General features: G+C 59.7%; 14 protein-coding genes and 1 pseudogene. 4 read left to right on the forward strand and 11 right to left on the reverse strand.

Annotation, left to right across the window (positions count from 1 at the left end; translation table 11 throughout):
- Window positions 1–6: 6 nt before the first annotated feature.
- Together BJF97_RS05000 and BJF97_RS05005 are read right to left on the reverse strand one after the other, a co-directional pair.
- Entirely contained in the window at window positions 7–705 is a 699-nt protein-coding gene (locus BJF97_RS05000; RefSeq protein WP_025106473.1) for a response regulator, read from the reverse strand.
- A complete protein-coding gene (locus BJF97_RS05005; RefSeq protein WP_014837388.1) occupies window positions 695–2,320 on the reverse strand; it encodes an ATP-binding protein in 1,626 nt (541 codons plus the stop codon). Before BJF97_RS05005 ends, BJF97_RS05000 begins: the two co-directional genes overlap by 11 nt.
- A gap of 322 nt (window positions 2,321–2,642) precedes the next feature.
- Between BJF97_RS05005 and BJF97_RS05010 the strand changes: the two genes are divergently transcribed.
- Together BJF97_RS05010 and citX are read left to right on the forward strand one after the other, a co-directional pair.
- Complete coding sequence (locus BJF97_RS05010; RefSeq protein WP_004098535.1) at window positions 2,643–3,998, forward strand: 2-hydroxycarboxylate transporter family protein; 1,356 nt, start codon at window positions 2,643–2,645, stop codon at window positions 3,996–3,998.
- Window positions 3,999–4,166: 168 nt separating this feature from the next.
- Window positions 4,167–4,706, forward strand: coding sequence for a citrate lyase holo-[acyl-carrier protein] synthase (citX, locus tag BJF97_RS05015; protein ID WP_004098536.1), 540 nt, complete (start codon window positions 4,167–4,169; stop codon window positions 4,704–4,706).
- Between the two features lie 81 nt (window positions 4,707–4,787).
- Here citX and rluA read toward each other — a convergent pair whose 3' ends face one another.
- From rluA to araB, 6 genes are all read right to left on the reverse strand, one after another.
- A complete protein-coding gene (gene rluA / locus BJF97_RS05020; protein WP_004098537.1) occupies window positions 4,788–5,447 on the reverse strand; it encodes a bifunctional tRNA pseudouridine(32) synthase/23S rRNA pseudouridine(746) synthase RluA in 660 nt (219 codons plus the stop codon).
- A gap of 12 nt (window positions 5,448–5,459) precedes the next feature.
- Window positions 5,460–8,366, reverse strand: a complete 2,907-nt coding sequence (rapA, locus tag BJF97_RS05025; protein ID WP_025106476.1) for an RNA polymerase-associated protein RapA — start codon at window positions 8,364–8,366, stop codon at window positions 5,460–5,462.
- Between the two features lie 187 nt (window positions 8,367–8,553).
- Window positions 8,554–10,911 (reverse strand): DNA polymerase II, encoded by a 2,358-nt coding sequence (gene polB / locus BJF97_RS05030; protein WP_032694434.1) that lies wholly within the window; start codon window positions 10,909–10,911, stop codon window positions 8,554–8,556.
- Window positions 10,912–11,068: 157 nt separating this feature from the next.
- Entirely contained in the window at window positions 11,069–11,764 is a 696-nt protein-coding gene (araD, locus tag BJF97_RS05035; protein ID WP_014227900.1) for an L-ribulose-5-phosphate 4-epimerase, read from the reverse strand.
- Between the two features lie 72 nt (window positions 11,765–11,836).
- Window positions 11,837–13,339, reverse strand: a complete 1,503-nt coding sequence (gene araA, locus BJF97_RS05040) for an L-arabinose isomerase (RefSeq protein ID WP_004098541.1) — start codon at window positions 13,337–13,339, stop codon at window positions 11,837–11,839.
- A gap of 10 nt (window positions 13,340–13,349) precedes the next feature.
- Window positions 13,350–15,059 carry a ribulokinase gene (araB, locus tag BJF97_RS05045; RefSeq protein ID WP_032694433.1) on the reverse strand — a complete coding sequence of 570 codons (1,710 nt, stop codon included), beginning with the start codon at window positions 15,057–15,059 and terminating at the stop codon, window positions 13,350–13,352.
- 337 nt (window positions 15,060–15,396) lie between these two features.
- Between araB and araC the strand changes: the two are divergent.
- A pseudogene (gene araC / locus BJF97_RS05050) lies at window positions 15,397–16,244 on the forward strand (arabinose operon transcriptional regulator AraC).
- 128 nt (window positions 16,245–16,372) lie between these two features.
- Window positions 16,373–17,140, forward strand: coding sequence for a DedA family protein (locus BJF97_RS05055; protein ID WP_032694432.1), 768 nt, complete (start codon window positions 16,373–16,375; stop codon window positions 17,138–17,140).
- Here the strand turns inward: BJF97_RS05055 and thiQ are convergent.
- Genes thiQ through thiB form a run of 3 tightly spaced genes read right to left on the reverse strand, consistent with a single transcriptional unit; the run spans window position 17,127 to window position 20,381 of the window.
- Window positions 17,127–17,828, reverse strand: coding sequence for a thiamine ABC transporter ATP-binding protein ThiQ (thiQ, locus tag BJF97_RS05060; protein ID WP_014227903.1), 702 nt, complete (start codon window positions 17,826–17,828; stop codon window positions 17,127–17,129). The two genes, BJF97_RS05055 and thiQ, sit on opposite strands and share 14 nt — an antisense overlap.
- Complete coding sequence (thiP, locus tag BJF97_RS05065) at window positions 17,812–19,422, reverse strand: thiamine/thiamine pyrophosphate ABC transporter permease ThiP (RefSeq protein WP_014837395.1); 1,611 nt, start codon at window positions 19,420–19,422, stop codon at window positions 17,812–17,814. Before thiP ends, thiQ begins: the two co-directional genes overlap by 17 nt.
- Window positions 19,398–20,381 carry a thiamine ABC transporter substrate binding subunit gene (gene thiB / locus BJF97_RS05070; protein WP_032694431.1) on the reverse strand — a complete coding sequence of 328 codons (984 nt, stop codon included), beginning with the start codon at window positions 20,379–20,381 and terminating at the stop codon, window positions 19,398–19,400. The genes thiP and thiB overlap by 25 nt, the downstream gene beginning before the upstream one ends.
- Window positions 20,382–20,399 lie beyond the last annotated feature (18 nt).

Below are 20,399 nucleotides of genomic sequence, written 5' to 3' on the forward strand. Positions count from 1 at the left end.
GAGGCGTCACGATGCGCCGGCGGCGCGGCGGTACATACGCCGCGGATGGCCAATCTTGCCGTACAGCATTTCCACCTCCAGAAAGCCGATTTCCACGCAGTGCTCCAGATAGCGACGGGCCGTGGTTTTGCTCAAGCCAGCCTCGCTCACCACGTCATCAACCGAAAAGCAGCGCTCTTCTTCGCCGGTAAACAGGCTCTGCACCAGCGCCAGCGTTTTTTCTTCAATGCCTTTACTGCCGCTATCGGCTCGGTAGTTTTTAGCCTGCAGCTGATACAGCGAATCCACGTTCTGCTGGTCGACGATTTTCCATTCGCGCTGCTGATCGTAGAACTGCACGAACCGTTCAAGGGACTGGCTCAGGCGCTTCCATGATACCGGCTTAAGAATGTAGTCGAAGGCGCCGTTGCGGATTGCCTGGCTACAGGTTTCCATATCGCTGGCGGCGGTGATAAAGATCACCGAGCAGTTAGCATGGGCCATAATAGGGTCGTTCATCAGGGTGACCCCTTTGCCGTCCGGCAGGTAGTTATCCAGCAGCACCAGCTGCGGCGGTCTGGCGTTGAGTATCTGCCGCGCCTGGGCGAGAGAGGCCGCCGTGCCGGTCAGCCGCATGCGCGGGTGTTTCTGGATAAGCTCGGCGTGCAGCCGCGCCAGTTCGCTTTCATCTTCAACGATCAGGACATCGACCAGGTCATGATGCATAGTGCGTCTCTTCTTGCGGATGGGCTGGCCCGCTGGCGGGAATAAACAGCGTGAAAATCGCCCCGCGCGGCGCGTTGTCGGCCACTTCAATCGTGCCGCCAGCCTGGGTGACATAGCGCTCAATAAGATACAGTCCAATACCGTGATCGCCGCGGGTTTTGGTGGTGACGCCGCGCTCAAATATATGCTCGCGGATCTCCGGACGAATACCGACGCCGCGATCGGCGACTTCAATCATTAATTCCCGGGCGTTGAGCTGAATCAGGATCTCGACCGGTTCGTGCGGCAGTTCAGCGCGCTGGGTGGCTTCAATGGCGTTATCCAGCAGATTACCGATGATAGAGATAAGCTCGGACTCCATCAACGACGGCAGCGGGCGGTCGATGCGGCAGGCCGGGTCAAAGCTCAGCTCAACCCCTTTTTCCCGCGCGCGGGCGGCTTTACCCAGCAGCAGGCCGCACAGCGTCGGCGAATTAAAGTGCGATGAAATAAAGTCCAGCAGCTCCTGGGCATGCTCCGACTGCGCCTGAATATAGCGAATCGCCTCGTCATAGTGGCCCATATGCAGCAGGCCGGAGAGGGTCGTCATCCGGTTGAGCTGTTCATGGCGCATGATGCGCAGATTATCAACGTAGCGTTTTACCTGGCTGAGCTGGGCGCTCAGGGAGTTGATTTCATCGCGGTCGCGGAAGGTGATCACCCAGCCCTGGAGCGCATTCTCCAGCATGATTCGCACCCGGCTGGCGAGTACCGTCAGCTGATTAAAACGGCACAGCTCGTCGTGGGTATCGCTTTCGAACATCTCTCCGCCGGCGAAAAACGGCTGCGGCGTAATGACGCTATCGATAGACTTACCGCGCAGCTGGTGCGCGGGCTGGCTCAGTCCGAGCAGGCTGCGGGCGGCGTGGTTTATCACTTCAATACGCCGGTGATGGTCAATCACAATCACCCCTTCGTATATCGACTCCATCATCGCTTTTTGCTGACGCACCAGCAGGCCGATTTCGCGCGGCTCCAGCGAGAAAATTTGTTTCTTAATGCTGCGGGTGAAGTACCAGGAGAAGATAAACAGCGCGATAAGCAGCAGCACCGCGGCGATGAAGATATTGATGACTTTTGCCAGCGTAATGCTGTCGAGATAGCTGGTGAGATAGCCGACGGAGACAATGCCAACGACCCGACCCGCGTCATCGAAAATGGGCGCTTTGCTGCGCAGGGAAATACCGAGTCCTCCTTTGCGGATGGTGGTCGTGCTTTTCCCCTCAAGTACCGGCTGGTTATCGCCGCCAACCAGCCGCGTGCCGACCCACTCCGGATGGACAGAGTGAAACAGATGCACGCCCCGCTTATCGCCAATGACGATAAAACTGGCGTCGCTGTGGGCGGCGATATTTTGCATAAAAGGCTTTATCGCCAGCGCGTCTTCACGCGCCACCTGCTGACGTAAATCCGGCATCAGCGCGATTTCTTCTGCCTGTATTTTCGCGCGGGCGCTCATTTCCTGATAAAGCTGATGGCTGGCGTCGAAATAGTAATACACGCCCAGCAGCGCAAACAGCACTGAGAAAAAAGCGACCAGCGAAATGAACAGCTTAAACTGGAATGAAACCTTCATAAGTATAATGCACAGTATCAGGGATACGGCAGCGTATCATTTTTTCGCTGCCGGCATCGTGGCTGAGGGAAACCGGTGAACGTCACAAGAGCGTCCGGGAACCACAATTATCCGCTGGCGGGGAATTTATCAAGGTTAATCAGGCGCTGGATTTAAAAACCTTAAAAACCACGGCAATAAATCAGAGCGGTTTCACAATAATAATAGAAACCATAAAAACCATAGTGACCATTAAAACTTCTTTTTTAATCTGCCGATCCTCACATTAACTCCGCACGTGGCCCTCTAACCTGAAAAGTAATAATAACCAGAGGGCTTAATTATGAGCACCACAGACAATGCATTCTCTGCAACCATCGACCCTATTAATACGCCGAAACCCGCGCTTAAGCAGCGCTGGTGGCATATCCTCGATAACTGGAAAGTCGGTATTATCCCGCTGCCGCTCTTTTTGCTGGCCGGCGGCCTGATCGCGCTGGACTGCCTGGGCGGCAAGCTGCCGAGCGATATCGTCGTGATGGTAGCGACGCTGGCCTTTTTCGGCTTTGCCTGCGGCGAATTTGGTAAACGGCTGCCGGTACTCGGCAAGCTCGGCGCGGCGGCCATCTGCGCGACCTTTATCCCTTCTGCGCTGGTGCATTACGGCCTGCTGCCGGAGGTGGTAGTGGAGTCGACCACCAAATTCTACAAGTCGACCAACATTCTTTATCTTTATATCTGCTGCATTATCGTCGGCAGCATTATGAGCATGAACCGCACCACGCTGATTCAGGGTTTTCTGCGGATTTTCTTCCCGATGCTGTGCGGCGAAATCGTCGGCATGGTGGTCGGCGTCGGCGTCGGTACCGCGCTGGGGCTGGAGCCGTTTCAGGTGTTCTTCTTTATCGTCCTGCCGATCATGGCCGGTGGCGTTGGCGAGGGGGCGATCCCGCTGTCGATTGGCTACGCCGCGCTGATGCATATGGATCAGGGCGTGGCGCTTGGGCGCGTGCTGCCAATGGTAATGCTGGGCAGCCTGACGGCGATCGTTATCTCCGGCTGTTTGAACCAGCTGGGCAAGCGTTTCCCGCATTTGACCGGGGAGGGGCAGCTGATGCCGAACCGCCGCAACGAGACGCATCGCGAAACGCCCGCCGAGGGCAAAATGGACGTGACAACGCTGGCCTCCGGCGCGCTGCTGGCGGTGCTGCTTTATATGCTGGGTATGCTGGGGCAGAAGACCATCGGCCTGCCCGCGCCGGTGGGCATGCTGTTCCTCGCGGTGCTGCTGAAGCTGGTGAACGGCGTCTCTCCGCGCCTGCAGGAAGGTTCGCAGATGGTGTATAAGTTCTTCCGCACGGCGGTCACCTATCCGATTCTGTTTGCCGTCGGCGTGGCGATCACCCCGTGGCAGGAGCTGGTCAACGCCTTTACCGTGACCAATTTGCTGGTGATTATCAGCACCGTAACGGCGCTGGTGGCGACCGGTTTCCTGGTCGGCAAAAAGATTGGCATGTACCCGATTGACGTGGCGATTGTCTCCTGCTGCCAGAGCGGTCAGGGCGGTACCGGCGACGTGGCGATTCTGACCTCCGGCAACCGCATGAACCTGATGCCGTTTGCGCAGATCGCAACCCGGATCGGCGGCGCGATTAATGTTTCGCTGGGTCTGCTGTTCCTCAGTCACTTTCTGGCCTGATTTAACTTTTTTATAACCGCTAAGTCTGCTTTTTCGTGCTAAATGGCGCAGAAAATATCTGCGCCCCGTCTCCAAAACAGGGATCGTTTAGCGATACAATCAGCGCCATTATTCGCGACTGCGACGGCAGCCTGTCCGCTGCCTTTTATTAAGTGAGGAGAGAAACAAATGTCAGTGGATACTCTCGCCCGTGAGGGCGTAAGCATGGAAGCGCTGCTGGCGGCGAAAGAGCAGCGCGCCGCGCGCCAGGCCGACTGGTTAGCCCATTATCAGCGGCCGGTGATTTCGCTGACCCTGGTGACGCCGGGCGCGGTGAAAGACAGCATTCGCTACCGTAATATGATGGGGGTGGCGCTGCAGGCCTGCGATCAGATGCTGTGGAAACACCGCTGGCAGACGCTGGATCGCCAGGTGCTGTGGCTGCCGACCGGGCCGGAAGCGCTGTGGTGCGTCGATCACGCCGCCAGTGAAATCAAAGCCTTCTGTACCGACCTCGAGCATACTCATCCGCTGGGCCGCCTGTGGGATATTGACGTCATTTGCCCGAAAAATGGCCTGGTTGGCCGTCAGTCAATGGGGGAGAACCAGCGCCGCTGCCTGCTGTGCGACGAGCCCGCGCACGCCTGCGCGCGCAGCCGCCGTCATGACACCGGGCAGGTTGTGGCCCGCGTTGAGCAGATGATTGATGCGTGGTTTGCCCGCGACTGACGCCCGTTTTCCGCGGCATTGATGAGCGAGGAGTAGCCCGGGTGAGCCGCTGGCGGCACGACCCGGGACAGAGAGGTACGGTCAGAAGTCGATCGGCGCGCGAAACGTCATCGTATTACCGAAAGCGGGGTGGGTGATGGTCAGCGTTTCGGCGTGCAGCAGCAGACGCGGCGCCATGGCCAGCGCTTCCGGCGACGCATAAAAGCGGTCGCCAAGAATCGGATGGCCCAGCGCCAGCATATGCACGCGCAGCTGATGCGAACGCCCGGTAATCGGCTTCAGGCGCACGCGGGCGGTGTTGTCCGCCGCCAACTCCAGCACTTCATACTCGGTTTGCGCCGCTTTGCCGGTTTCGTAACACACCTTCTGCTTTGGCCGGTTCGGCCAGTCGCAAATCAGCGGTAAATCCACCAGACCCTCGGTTTTCTCCGGATGCCCCCAGACGCGGGCGACGTACTGCTTTTTCGGCTCCCGTTCGCGGAACTGCCGCTTCAGCTCGCGCTCTGCCGCTTTGGTCAGGGCCACCACAATCACGCCGCTGGTCGCCATATCCAGCCGGTGCACCGACTCGGCCTGCGGGAAGTCGCGCTGAACGCGCGCCATCACGCTGTCTTTGTGCTCGGCAAGCCGGCCCGGCACGGACAACAGGCCGCTTGGCTTGTTGACCACCATAATGTGCTCATCCTGGTAGAGAATAACCAGCCAGGGATCCTGCGGCGGATTGTAGTTTTCCATCGCCATATTCGCGTTCCGTTACTGGTGGGTGACCACGATTAAGCGCAGCGCATCCAGGCGCCAGCCCGCCTGCGCCAGCGCGTCCATAACCTGCTGACGGTTGCTCTCGATAGCCGCCAGTTCATCATCGCGGATGTTCGGGTTCACGGCGCGCAGCGCTTCAAGGCGCGACAGCTCGGCCGTCAGCTTATCGTCGGCTTCTTTACGCGCGGCGTCGATCAGCGCCTGGGCCGCTTTGGCTACCTGGCCTTCGCCCTGCTGTAAAATCGCGTGGACGTCCTGCTGGACGGCGTTGACCAGCTTGCTGCCGGTGTGGCGGTTAACCGCGCTCAGCTGACGGTTGAAGCTTTCGAACTCCACCTGACCGGCGAGGTTGTTGCCGTTTTTGTCGAGCAGCATGCGCACCGGCGTCGGCGGCAGGAAGCGGTTGAGCTGCAGATGCTTCGGCGCCTGCGCTTCAACGACGTAAATCAGCTCCAGCAGCAGAGTACCTACCGGCAGCGCTTTATTCTTCAGCAGCGAAATGGTGCTGCTGCCGGTATCGCCGGAGAGGATCAGATCCAGACCGTTGATAATCAGCGGATGCTCCCAGGTGATGAACTGCGCGTCTTCGCGGGACAGGGCGACGTCACGCTCAAAGGTAATGGTGCAGCCATCTTCCGGCAGGCCCGGGAAATCCGGGACCAGCATATGGTCGGAGGGGGTCAGGACAATCAGATTCTCACCGCGATCGTCCTGGTTGATGCCGACGATATCAAACAGGTTCATGGAGAAGGCGATCAGGCTGGTGTCGTCATCCTGTTCTTCAATGCTTTCCGCAAGCTGCTGGGCTTTTTCTCCGCCGTTGGAGTGGATCTCCAGCAGACGGTCGCGGCCCTGTTCCAGCTGCGCTTTCAGCGCTTCATGCTGCTGGCGGCAGGCTTTGATCAGGTCGTCAAAGCCGTCGGTATTTTCCGGCGTGGCAAGATAGTTGATCAGTTCGTTATGCACGCTGTCGTAGACGGTTCGGCCGGTCGGGCAGGTGTGCTCGAACGCGTCCAGGCCTTCGTGATACCAGCGCACCAGCACCGACTGGGCGGTTCTTTCCAGATAGGGAACGTGGATCTGAATATCGTGAGCCTGGCCGATACGGTCAAGACGGCCGATACGCTGCTCCAGCAGATCCGGGTTGAACGGCAGGTCGAACATCACCAGATTGCTGGCGAACTGGAAGTTACGGCCTTCGGAGCCGATCTCAGAACACAGCAGCACCTGAGCGCCGGTATCTTCCTCGGCGAACCAGGCGGCGGCGCGGTCGCGTTCGATAATCGACATCCCTTCGTGGAACACCGCGGCGCGAATGCCTTCGCGCTCGCGCAGGACCTGCTCCAGCTGCAGCGCGGTGGCCGCTTTGGCGCAGATGACCAGTACTTTCTGCGAGCGGTGGCTGGTGAGATGGCCCATCAGCCATTCAACGCGCGGATCGAAGTTCCACCAGGTGCCGGTATCGCCTTCAAATTCCTGATAAATCTGCTCCGGATAGAGCATGTCGCGGGCGCGCTCTTCGGCGGTTTTGCGGGCGCCCATAATGCCGGAAACCTTAATGGCCGTCTGGTACTGGGTCGGCAGCGGCAGACGAATCGTATGCAGCTCGCGTTTCGGGAAACCTTTGACACCGTTACGGGTGTTGCGGAACAGCACGCGGCTGGTGCCGTGGCGGTCCATCAGCATCGACACCAGCTCCTGACGAGCGGCCTGGGCATCATCGCGATCGCTGTTGGCGGCCTGCAATAATGGTTCAATATCCTGTTCGCCGATCAGATCGCTCAGCGCGTTCAGATCGGCGTCGCTCAGCTTATTACCGGCCAGCAGCAGGGCGACCGCGTCGGCAACCGGACGGTAGTTCTGCTGCTCTTCAACAAACTGGGCGAAGTCGTGGAAACGGTTGGGGTCGAGCAGGCGCAGGCGGGCGAAGTGGCTCTCCATTCCCAGCTGCTCCGGCGTCGCGGTGAGCAGCAGAATGCCCGGCACGCATTCGGCCAGCTGTTCAATCGCCTGATATTCCCGGCTCGGGGCGTCTTCGCTCCAGACTAGGTGGTGCGCTTCATCAACGACCATCAGATCCCATTCGGCTTCGCACAGGTGTTCCAGGCGCTGCTTGCTGCGGCGCACGAAATCCAGCGAACAGATCACCAGCTGTTCGGTTTCGAACGGGTTAATCGCGTCGTGCTGCGCTTCGGCATAGCGCTCATCGTCAAACAGCGAGAAGCGCAGGTTAAAGCGGCGCAGCATTTCCACCAGCCACTGGTGCTGCAGGGTTTCCGGGACGACGATCAGAACGCGTTCCGCGGCGCCGGAGAGCAACTGCTGATGCAGGATCATCCCGGCTTCAATGGTTTTACCTAAACCTACTTCATCCGCCAGCAGGACGCGCGGCGCGTGGCGGCGGCCAACGTCGTGGGCGATATTCAGCTGATGCGGGATCAGGCTGGTGCGCTGGCCGCGCAGGCCGCTCCACGGCATGCGGTACTGTTCGCTCTGGAATTTACGCGCTCGATAGCGCAGGGCGAAACGATCCATACGGTCGATCTGTCCGGCGAACAGACGGTCCTGCGGTTTGCTGAAGACCAGCTTGCTGTCGAGGAGCACTTCACGCAGGGTAACGTTGGCTTCCTGGGTATCGAGGCGGGTGCCGGTGTAGGCCAGCAGACCGTTCTCTTCATTAACTTCGTCAACCTGGAGTTGCCAGCCTTCGTGGCTGGTGATGGTATCGCCCGGGTTAAACATCACGCGGGTGATTGGGGAGTCGTTGCGTGCGTACAGACGGTTTTCGCCGATGGCGGGGAAAAGCAGGGTCACCATGCGCGCGTCCAGCGCAACGACCGTCCCTAATCCCAGTTCGCTCTCTGTGTCGCTAATCCAGCGTTGACCAAGTGTAAAAGGCATATATGTTCGGCTCTTTAGTTCTTTGATTGCAGGCAATAGTTGAGCATCTCCATGGAGAATCGGAGATACGTCAAAATTGGGTCCAGGAATGGAAAGGGCGCTATATTACTGGATGGCGGAACGTTCGTCACGTCCTCCTCACCCTTCATTTTGCGGCTTTTGCGCCAGCGGAATGAGTGAGAAAAAATCAAAATAGCCCCAGCTGCCCCGTCACTATTGTAGCAAAATCGTCGTCGACAAAGGGAAGTATTCCTTCGGCGACAGGCTCTAATTGCTTAGAAAGATAGTGTTCATAATCCAGCGGTGATTGCTGATAATCCACCGGCTCCGGCCCGCCGGTGGTCCAGACGTATTTAATGCTGCCGCGCTGCTGATACTGCTGCGGCCTGCCCAGCCTGACGTTTTGCTCATCAGCGAGCCTGGCCGCGCGCACGTGCGGCGGCACGTTGCGCTGATACTCCGCCAGCGGACGGCGCAGGCGCTTGCGGTAGACCAGCCGATCGTCAAGCTCGCCGTTCATCAGCTTATCAATGGTTTCGCGCACGTAATCGCGATAGGGCTGATGGCGGAAAATGCGCAGATAAAGCTCCTGCTGAAACTGCTGGGCCAGCGGCGTCCAGTCGGTGCGTACCGTCTCCAGCCCTTTAAACACCATGCGCTGCTCGCTGCCTTCCTGAATCATCCCGGCGTAGCGCTTTTTACTGCCGGTATCCGCGCCGCGAATGGTGGGCATGAGAAAGCGGCAGAAGTGGGTTTCGAACTCCAGCTCGAGGGTGCTGACAAGCCCCTCTTTGCTCAGCTCCGCCGCCCACCATTCGTTGACAAAGGCCACCAGCGAGCGGCCGATGCTGCTGGCTTCCTCTTCGCTGTGGGACCGTTTGAGCCACACGAAGGTGGAGTCGGTATCGCCGTAGATAACGTCATAGCCCTGGGATTCAATCAGTGCTTTGGTCTGGCGCATAATCGCGTGGCCGCGCATGGTGATGGATGAGGCCAGACGCGGATCGAAAAAGCGGCAGGCGCTGGTACCGAGCACGCCGTAGAAGGCGTTCATAATGATTTTCAGCGCCTGCGACAGCGGTTTGTTTTTATGCTGCTTGGCCTCGTCGCGCCCGTGCCAGATTTGCCCGACGATCCCCGGCAGGCAGTGTCTTTCTCGCGAGAAGCGCGCGCCGAGAAAGCCTTCGGTGCTGTGAGCGTCATCGGGCTGCGCCAGACCTTCCACCAGCCCTACCGGGTCGATCAGAAAGGTGCGGATAATCGACGGGTACAGGCTTTTGTAGTCCAGCACCAGCACCGAGTCGTAGAGGCCGGGGCGGGAGTCCATCACGTAGCCGCCGGGGCTGGCCTGCGGCGGCACTTCACCGAGGTTCGGCGCGACGTAGCCGAGCCGGTGCATGCGCGGGAAATAGAGATGGCTGAAGGCGGCTACCGAACCGCCGTGGCGATCCGCAGGCAGGCCGTTGACCGTCGCGCGCTCCAGCAAAAACGGCATGATCTCGGTTTTGTGGAAGATGCGCGTGACCAGCTCGCAGTCCTGCAGGTTATAGGTGGCCAGCGCCGGTTTATCCTGGTGAAAGCGGCGATCGATTTCATCCATCCGATCCCAGGGATTATCAATGGCTTTGCCCTCGCCGAGCAGCTCGCGGGCGACCGACTCCAGCGCAAAAGAGGAGAAGTTCCAGAACGCGGATTTCAGCGCCTCGATGCCATCGATAATCAGGCGGCCGTTGGCCTGAGCAAAGAAGACGCCATTCTTAAAACCGTGTTCGCGCCACTCCAGTTCGCTGTTGCCGCGGCCGAGCAGCAGCGGGATGCGATAGCGCTCGGCGTGCTTTTGCAGGACGCGTAAATCAAACTGCACCACGTTCCAGCCGATCAGCACGTCCGGGTCGTGGGCGGCAAACCAGGCGTTAAGCTTTTCCAGCAGCAGCGGGCGGCTGGCGACGTACTCCAGTTCGAAATCGACGGCAGGCGGGGTGGCCGGTTCCGGCCCTAACATATAGACGACCCGCTGGCCGCAGCCTTCAAGGCCGATGCAGTAGAGCTCGCCGTGGCGGCTGGTTTCGATGTCCAGCGACACCCACTTTAGGGGCGGTCGGTAGTGGGGATTGGGCTTCATCCGCGCGTTGACCAGCCGCTGGCCGCGCGCCTCGCCTTCAACCCACACCGGGGCGGTGATAAAGCGCTCCATCAGATAGCGCTCCGGCGGGCGAACGTCGCCTTCATATACCGTGACGCCGTTTTCGCGCAGCTTTTTTTCCAGCCGCATCAGCTGGCGGTGAGCGCGGCAGTAGAGACCAAACACCCGCTGGCGATGAAAATCTTGCAGAGTGAGCGCAGCAAGGCGATGGCCGTTTTCGCCCTGCAGCAGGCGTTCAGCCTGCGGGCGCTGCGATTCGGGAATGAACGCGACGGATTCCTGCGGCGGCAGGGTGACCTCAAGCGGGCCGTCATCGGTCGCCAGCCAGAATGTCAGTTCGGTGCCCTGCGGGGTATCCCGCCAGTGACGGGTGAGTAAAAAACCTGCTCGTGGCTGCGTCACGCCGTGCTCTCATCAGTAAAAACCAGGCCTGATTATAGCCTGGTTCACCAAATGATGCTGGGGTTTTATACAGGTGTGGCGCGCTGTTTCCCGGACTTAGCCGGGCTACCAGCCTGTAGCCCCGCTAAGCGCAGCGCGAGCCGGGAATGCTGCGGCTTTACTGCCCGTAATAGGCTTTCGCGCCGTGCTTGCGTAGATAGTGTTTATCCAGCAGCGTTTGCTGCATCTCCGGCAGCTGCGGCGCCAGCTGGCGGCAGAAGATGCCCATATAGGCGATCTCTTCCAGCACGATAGCGTTATGCACCGCGTCTTCGGCGTTTTTCCCCCAGGCAAACGGGCCGTGCGAGTGCACCAGCACGCCGGGCATTTGCGCCGGATCGATGCCTTTCTCACGGAAGGTTTCAACGATCACTTCGCCGGTTTGCCACTCGTACTCGCCGTTGATCTCATCGTCGGTCATCAAACGGGTACAGGGGACCGCGCCGTAGAAATAGTCGGCGTGGGTGGTGCCGGTAGCGGGAATCGACTGTCCGGCCTGCGCCCAGATGGTGGCGTGACGCGAATGAGTATGAACAATGCCGCCCAGCGTCGGGAATGCCTGATACAGCAGACGGTGGGTTGGCGTATCCGAAGAGGGCTTTTTCTTGCCTTCCACCACGTCGCCGGTCTCCAGGCTGACCACCACCATATCCTCGGCGGTCATGACGCTGTAGTCGACGCCGGAGGGTTTAATCACCAGCACGCCCCGTTCACGGTCGACGGCGCTGACGTTGCCCCAGGTGAGGGTAACCAGATTGTGCTTTGGCAGGGCCAGGTTGGCTTCGAGAACCTGGCGTTTGAGATCTTCTAACATACTGTGCTCCGAATTGCTGGCGAGTCAGTTCCCCTCACCCGCACCCTCAGGGAGAGGGTGAAGGGACGGCCCTTAGCGTTTTGAACCGTAATACACTTCGTTCCAGCGCAGCGCGTCCTTGAAGGAGGGCAGACGGGTTTCGTTATCAATCACGGTCAGCTCGATATCCTGCAGCTCGGCAAACTGGCGCATATCGTCGAGGGTGAGCGCATGGCTGAAGACGGTGTGGTGCGCGCCGCCGGCGATGATCCAGGCTTCGGACGCGGTGCGCAGATCCGGATGCGCTTTCCACAAGGCGTTGGCCACCGGCAGCTTCGGCAGTTCGTGCGGCGTTTTCACCGTTTCAATGGTGTTCACCAGCAGACGATAGCGATCGCCGAGATCGATCAGGCTGGCGACGATCGCCGGGCCGGTCTGGGTGTTAAAGATGATGCGCGCCGGATCGGCTTTCCCGCCGATGCCCAGCGGCTGCACGTCGAGAATCGGTTTTTCAGGGGTGGCGATGGTCGGGCAGACTTCCAGCATATGCGAGCCCAGCGCCAGATCGTTGCCTTTCTCGAAGTGGTAGGTGTAATCCTCCATAAAGGAGGTGCCGCCCTGCAGACCGGTTGCCATCACCTTCATGATGCGAAGCAGAGCGGCGGTTTTCCAGTCGCCCTCGCCCGCAAAGCCGTAGCCCTGCTGCATCAGACGCTGCACGGCGAGACCCGGAAGCTGTTTCAGGCCGTGTAAATCTTCAAAGGTGGTGGTGAACGCGTGGAAGCCGCCCTGTTCCAGGAAGCGCTTCATCCCCAGCTCAATGCGCGCGGCATCGAGAAGGTTCTGCCGCTTATCGCCGTGGATTTGCACCGCGGGGGTCAGGCGATAGCTGCTTTCATACTCATCCACCAGGGCGCTGATTTCACCGTCGGTGACCGCATTGACGACCTGCACCAGATCGCCCACCGCCCAGGTGTTAACCGAGAAGCCAAACTTAATCTGCGCGGCGACTTTATCTCCGTCGGTGACCGCCACTTCGCGCATGTTATCGCCGAAACGGCACACTTTCAGGTGGCGGGTATCCTGTTTAGAGACCGCCTGGCGCATCCACGCGCCGATGCGCTGATGGGCTTCTTTATCCTGCCAGTGGCCGGTCACCACGCTGTGCTGCTGACGCATGCGGGCGCCGATGAAGCCAAATTCGCGGCCGCCGTGGGCGGTCTGGTTCAGGTTCATAAAGTCCATATCGATGCTGTCCCACGGCAGGGCCGCGTTGAACTGGGTATGGAACTGCATCAGCGGTTTATTCAGGATCGTGAGGCCATTGATCCACATTTTCGCCGGCGAGAAGGTATGCAGCCACACCACCATCCCGGCGCACTTATCATCGTAGTTTGCGTCGCGGCAGATATGGGTGATCTCATCCGGCGTGGTACCCAGCGGCTTAAGCACCAGTTTGCACGGCAGTTTGGCTTCCGCATTCAGGCTGTTCACCACATGTTCTGCGTGCTTTGTCACCTGACGTAGCGCTTCAGGGCCGTACAGATGCTGGCTACCGATAACGAACCACACTTCATAGTTATTAAAAATCGTCATTTTCATGTCCTTAATGGGTGAGGGCTGCCTGAGATTGCGGCGCGGATTCCGCTTTTGCAGTCGAAGGGAGATAACGTTGTTCCGCGCTGAGCGACCACTGCTGGTAGCGCTGATAGAGTTGTTCGAAGCGTTGCGCCTGCGCCGGACGAGGCTGCAGGGTACTTTCCACCTGGCTGGCCATGTTTTCCTGCGCGGCAGGGATATCGCGGTATACGCCGGCGGCAACGGCGGCGAAGATAGCCGCGCCCAGGGCGCAGCACTGATCGGACGCGACGATTTGCAGCGGGCGATTCAGCACATCGCAGCAGGCCTGCATGATCACCGGGTTTTTGCGCGCGATGCCGCCGAGCGCCATCACGTTATTGACCGGGATCCCCTGTTCGGTGAAGCACTCCATAATGGCGCGGGCGCCAAAAGCGGTGGCGGCAATCAGTCCGCCGAACAGCGCCGGGGCGTCGGTGGCGAGGTTCAGATCGGTAATGACCCCTTTCAGACGCTGGTTGGCATTCGGCGTACGGCGGCCGTTAAACCAGTCCAGCACCACCGGCAGGTGGTCAAGAGACGGATTTTTTGCCCATGCGTCGGTCAGCGCGGGCAGCAGCTGTTTCTGGCTGGCTTTGATCTGCTCTTTGAGTTCCGGGTGGGCCTGCGCCAGCTGCTCCAGCGGCCAGCCGAGAATGCGGCCAAACCAGGCGTAGATGTCGCCAAAAGCGGATTGCCCCGCTTCCATACCGATAAAGTCAGGCACGACGCTGCCGTCGACCTGGCCGCAAATCCCTTGCACCGTGCGCTCGCCAACGCTCTGTTTATCGGCGATCAGAATGTCGCAGGTGGAGGTGCCGATAACTTTGACCAGCGCGTTTGGCTGCGCACCGGCGCCGACGGCGCCCATATGGCAGTCGAATGCGCCGCCGGAGATGGCGACGGTTTGCGGCAGGCCCAGGCGCGCGGCCCATTCGGCGGTGAGCGTGCCGACCGGGATATCCGCAGTCCAGGTATCGCTGAACATCGGGTAGGCCAGGCTCTGGTTGATTATCGGGTCGAGTTCATCGAAGAAACCGGCAGGCGGCAGTCCGCCCCAGCTTTCATGCCAAAGGGATTTGTGCCCGGCGCTGCAGCGGCCGCGACGAATATCCTGCGGGCGGGTGGTCCCGGAAAGCAGGGCCGGCACCCAGTCGCACAGCTCAATCCACGACGCGGCGGCCTCGGCGACGGCGCTGTCCTGGCGGGTCACGTGGAGGATCTTGGCCCAGAACCATTCGCTGGAGTAGATACCGCCGATATAGCGGGAGTAATCCTCTTTGCCCGGCAGGTGACACAGGCGGGTAATCTCCTCCGCCTCCTCCACCGCGGTATGGTCCTTCCACAGCACGAACATGGCGTTGGGGTTGCTGGCGAACTCGTCGCGCAGCGCCAGCACGTTGCCGTCGGCGTCGATGGGCGCGGGGGTGGAGCCGGTGCTGTCAACGCCGATACCCACCACGGCAGCGCGCTGTTCGGCGCTAAGGGATGTGAGGACGCTTTTCAGCGCGGCTTCCATTGATTCGATATAGTCGCGTGGATGATGGCGGAACTGGTTGTTCGGACCATCGCAAAATAGCCCCTCCTGCCAGCGCGGATACCACTCGACGCCTGCGGCGAGCTCTTCGCCGGTCGCGCACTCTACCGCCAGGGCGCGTACTGAATCACTGCCAAAATCGAGGCCAATCGCAATTGCCATACTGTTACTCCATGCTAAAAATCATTCATGGTGAAACAGTAGATATCTGGGCTGAAAACCGTCAGGCCGTATTCGCTAATCTTATGGACTATATTGCTGTGACGTCGCAAAGTGTGACGCCGTGCAAATATTCAATGTGGACTTTCCTGCCGTCTTTATAGACACTTCAGTTATGCGCTGAAAGCGCCTGAACTGTGCGCCGTGCTCAGTTTTTATCGAGAAGAGGCGGGTTTTAATTCATTTTCTAACCCGCGTCGCAGCATGAGCGACCAGCCAGAGGATAAAATACAAGGTATGGACAATTGGTGTCCTTAATGTCTCCTGGAGAGCAGAGTTTATGGCCGAAACGCAAAACGATCCTTTGTTGCCGGGTTACTCTTTTAACGCCCATCTGGTGACGGGCCTGACGCCAATTGAAGCCGATGGCTATCTTGATTTCTTTATTGACCGTCCGCTGGGCATGAAGGGCTATATCCTTAATCTGACGATTCGCGGCGAAGGGGGTGATCAATAACCACGGGGGAGCAGTTTATCTGCCGGCCTGGCGATATGCTGCTGTTCCCGCCGGGAGAGATTCACCATTATGGCCGCCATCCCGATGCCCGCGAGTGGTATCACCAGTGGGTCTATTTCCGGCCGCGCGCCTACTGGCATGAATGGCTTAACTGGCCAACGATTTTTGCCCAGACCGGCTTTTTCCGCCCGGATGAGCAGTGGCAGGCGCGCTTTGGCGAACTGTTCGGGCAGATTGTGGAAGCCGGGCAGGGCGCCGGGCGTTACTCCGAGCTGCTGGCGATCAATCTTATGGAGCAGCTGCTGCTCAGGCGCATGGAAGCTATCAACGAATCGCTGCATCCGCCGCTGGATAACCGGGTGCGCGATGCCTGCCAGTACATCAGCGATCATCTGGCGGACAGCCATTTCGATATTGCCAGCGTCGCCCAGCACGTGTGCCTGTCGCCGTCGCGCCTGTCGCATCTGTTCCGCCAGCAGCTGGGGATCAGCGTACTGGGGTGGCGGGAGGATCAGCGCATTAGCCAGGCTAAGCTGCTGCTGAGCACGACGCGGATGCCGATCGCGACCGTTGGCCGTAACGTCGGTTTTGAGGACCAGCTCTACTTTTCGCGCGTGTTTAAGAAATGCACCGGCGCCAGCCCGAGCGAGTTTCGCGCAGGGTGTGAATAAAAAGTAAAGAAAGTGAAATGATGGCCCGGATTTTTAACACAGCCAGTAAACTATACAAACAAATGATGGCTTGACGAAGTATGAACGGCTCCGGAGAATCCGTGCTTCGTTTTTAAACCGGGTACATTATGCAAGCATTGCTGGAACACTTTATTACTCAATCCACGGTCTATTCTCTGATAGCCGTTCTGCTGGTCGCCTTCCTCGAGTCGCTGGCGCTGGTGGGGCTTATCTTACCGGGAACGGTGATGATGGCCGGATTGGGGGCGCTGATCGGCAGCGGCGAGGTTAACTTCTGGCAGGCGTGGCTGGCGGGGATTATCGGCTGTTTTCTCGGCGACTGGATTTCATTCTGGCTTGGCTGGCGGTTTAAAAAGCCGCTGCATCGCTGGTCTTTTTTGAAGAAAAACAAAGCGCTGCTGGATAAAACCGAACATGCGCTGCATCAGCACAGCATGTTTACGATTCTGATTGGCCGCTTTGTCGGGCCAACGCGTCCGCTGGTGCCGATGGTCGCCGGAATGCTCGATCTGCCGGTCGCGAAGTTCATCCCGCCGAATATCATCGGCTGCCTGCTGTGGCCGCCGCTCTACTTCTTACCGGGAATCCTTGCCGGGGCGGCCATTGATATCCCGGCCGATGAGAATAGCGCCAGCTTTAAGTGGCTGCTGCTGGGGGCGGCGCTGCTGGCGTGGCTGGCGGCGTGGCTATGCTGGCGGCTGTGGCGCAGCGCCAAAAGCGCTGGCGATCGTCTCACCCGTTTTCTGCCGCGTTCGCGCCTGCTGTGGCTCGCTCCGCTCATGGTGTGCGCCGCCGGCGCAGCGCTGGTGTTTGTCTTCCGTCATCCGCTGATGCCGGTCTATCTCGACATCCTGCATAAGGTTATTTTGCGCTAATTCCCAGCAGCGCCGAGGCGCTGCTGTTGCCGCTGAGCAGCGCGGCTGTCGCGCCATCCCAGGCAATGCGTCCCTCAGCCACGACCACCGACCGCGGCGCGATGCGCGCCGCATCTTCCACGCTGTGCGAGACCATCAGCAGCGTCAGCTGCCGCTGCTGGCAGACGTCGGCAACCAGCGTCAGCATCTCCAGCCTCAGCGCGGGATCGAGCGCCGAGAAGGGCTCATCCAGCAGCAGTACCGGCTGCTGGCGCACCAGACAGCGCGCCAGCGCCGCACGCTGGCGCTGGCCGCCGGAAAGCTCGCCCGGCAGCCGCTCTAACATCGCGTCAATCCCCATCTGCCCGGCAATCGCCTGCAGATGGGCGGATTGATCCGCGTTCAGCTTGAGCCCCGGGTGCATTCCCAGCGCAATGTTCTGGCGGATGGTGAGATGGTTGAACAGATTATTTTCCTGAAACAGCATCGATACCGGACGACGCGCGGGCGGCGTGTGGGTATGGGGCTGGCCGTCGAGCGCGATACTGCCGCTGGCGGGCGTTAAAAAACCGGCAATCAGGTTCAGCAGCGTGCTTTTTCCGGCCCCGCTCGGGCCAAGAACCGCGATGCGCTCACCGCGTTCGACGGAAAGCGTAAAACGCATCGGCAGATGCTGGTAAAGCCAGGTCACATCATTCAGTTTTAGCATCGCGTCCCGGAAGTTTTTCAATCACGCTAAAGAGTAAAAAGCACAGCAGCAGAAGCAGAAGGGCGGTCACGGCGCCGTCCTGGCTACGGTAAGAACCAATTTGCTGATACAGATAAAAGGGCAGCGTACGGAAATCTTCGTTGCCGAACAGCGCCACGACGCCGAAATCGCCAATCGATAGCACGCAGGCGAAGGCCAGCGCCTGGGCCAGCGGCCGCTTTAAAGCGCGAAGCTCAACCACCCGAAGGCGGGTGAAGCCGTGCATCCCCAGCGACTGGCAGAGGGTGCCGTAGCGGGCGGCGATATCGCGCATCGGATTTTCCAGTACCTTGAGCGCATAGGGGATTGCCATCAGCGCATTGGTGAAAATCACGATACCGTCGGCGGACTCGGGCAGGCCCACGCTGTTATTGAGCAACAGGAAGAAACCGGTGGCCAGCACGATGCCCGGCATGGCGAGGATCAGCATCCCGCTCAGCTCAAGCGCCTGACCGGCCAGAGGGTGACGGCGGGCGCGAAGCTCGCGGCTGCTCCAGAGCAGCATCATGGTAAGGATGACGCTTAAGAGCCCGGCGGCAAGCGCGATACGCAGCGACGTCCACAGCGCCTGCCACAGCGCCGGCTGATGCAGCACGCTCAGCAGATTGCTGTTCAGCCCGTCGCCTATCACCGCCAGCAGCGGCGGCAGCAGTAGTAAAAGCGCCGCGCCAATCAGCGCCGCGTCGCACAGCCGGCTGTACAGCCGGTCGTCGGGATCGCGCCAGCCGCGAATATGGCTGGCCCCGATGGCGAGGGCTTTACTCAGGCGCTGGCTAAGCAGCACCAGCCCGAGGCAGCAGACCATCTGGATAAGCGCCAGCATCGCCGCGCGCGCCGGGTCGTAGTCGAAATTAAGGGCCTGGTAAATCGCCAGTTCGATGGTGGTCGCCCGTGGGCCGCCGCCCAGCGACAGCACGGTCGCAAAGCTGGCGAAACAGAGCATAAAGATCAGCGCCGCGACCGGTGGAATTTGCCGGCGCAGCCACGGCCACTCGACCAGCCGGAAGAAGACGTAGCCGCGCATGCCGAGCTGGGCGGCGATTTGCCGCTGTTCGCCGGGGATATTTTCCAGCGTCTGCAGCAGCAGGCGCGTGGCCATCGGCATATTAAAGAATACGTGCGCCAGCAGGATCCCCTGTAGCCCGTAGGGCGAGAATTCCCACTGCCAGCCAAAAACGTGGCATAGCTGGGCCAGCCAGCCCTGACGACCGTAGACGCTAAGAATGCCAAAGACCGCCACCAGTACCGGCAGAATTAAGGTCATCGCGCAAAGGCGCAGCAGCAGCGTGCGCCCGGGGAAGCGCCGCCGGTACAGGGCGCGGGCGAGGAATATCGCCGGTAGCACCGAAAAAAGCGCGGAAAGGAAGGCCTGCCAGAAGGAGAAACGCACCACGTGCCAGAGATAGCTGTCGCGGATAAGCGCGTTCCAGGAGGTCTCCGGAGCGCTGAACCATAGCGCCAGAAAGGCGGCCAGCGCCACGACGACCAGCACGATGGCCGCCGTGAGTCCCGGCAGGAGCCAGCCGAAAGCTAGCGGCTGACGGCGCGTTGCCATGCGCTAATCCAGTTCTGACGTTCGGCGGCCACCTGTTGCGGTGTGAATTCGAGGGTCGTTTGCGGTTTCATCAGCGCGTCAAAGCCTGCCGGAAGCGCAACCGTCGTCACCGGATACATCCAGTTGCCGGTGGGGATCGCGTTCTGGAAGCCCGGCGATACCATAAATTTAAGGAACTTTTCCGCCAGCTCCGGCTGTTTGCTGGCCGCGGTGCGGGCGGCTACCTCAACCTGCAGGTAGTGGCCTTCAGCGAAATTTGCCGCGGCGTAGTTATCTTTTTTCTCTTCGATAATGTGGTAAGCCGGGGAGGTGGTGTAGCTCAGCACCAGATCGCTTTCGCCTTTCAGGAACAGGCCGTAGGCTTCGCTCCAGCCCTTGGTAACGGTAACGGTTTTCGCCGCCAGCTTCTGCCAGGCTTCCGGCGCTTTATCGCCGTAGACTTTTTGCATCCACAGCAGCAGGCCCAGGCCCGGCGTACTGGTGCGCGGATCTTCATAAATCACCCGCCATTTTTGCTCGCCCTCAACCAGCTCTTTCAGGCTTTTCGGCGGATTTTTCAGCTTGTTTTTATCGTAAACAAAGGCGAAGTAGCCGTAATCGAACGGCACGAAGGTGTCGTTGTCCCAGCCGCCGGGCACGTTGACCGCGCTGGCCGGGACGCCGCTTTTGGCGAACAGCTTGCTTTGCGAAGCGGCTTCCAGCAGGTTGTTATCCAGCCCCAGCACCACGTCGGCTTTGCTGTTTTTGCCTTCCATTCGCAGGCGGTTGAGCAGCGAGACGCCATCTTCCAGCGCCACGAACTTCAGCTCGCAGCCGCAGTCGGCTTCAAAGGCTTTTTTAACCGCCGGGCCCGGGCCCCAGTCGGCGGAGAACGAGTCGTAGGTATAAACGGTGAGCAGCGGTTTGGCAAAAACGGGCGCGGCGACCAGCGCCAGCAGGGGGAGTAATTTTTTCAACACTTTGCACCTCAGAAAAAG

It is taken from the genome of Klebsiella sp. LTGPAF-6F (assembly GCF_001753185.1).
Lineage (GTDB): Bacteria > Pseudomonadota > Gammaproteobacteria > Enterobacterales > Enterobacteriaceae > Klebsiella > Klebsiella michiganensis.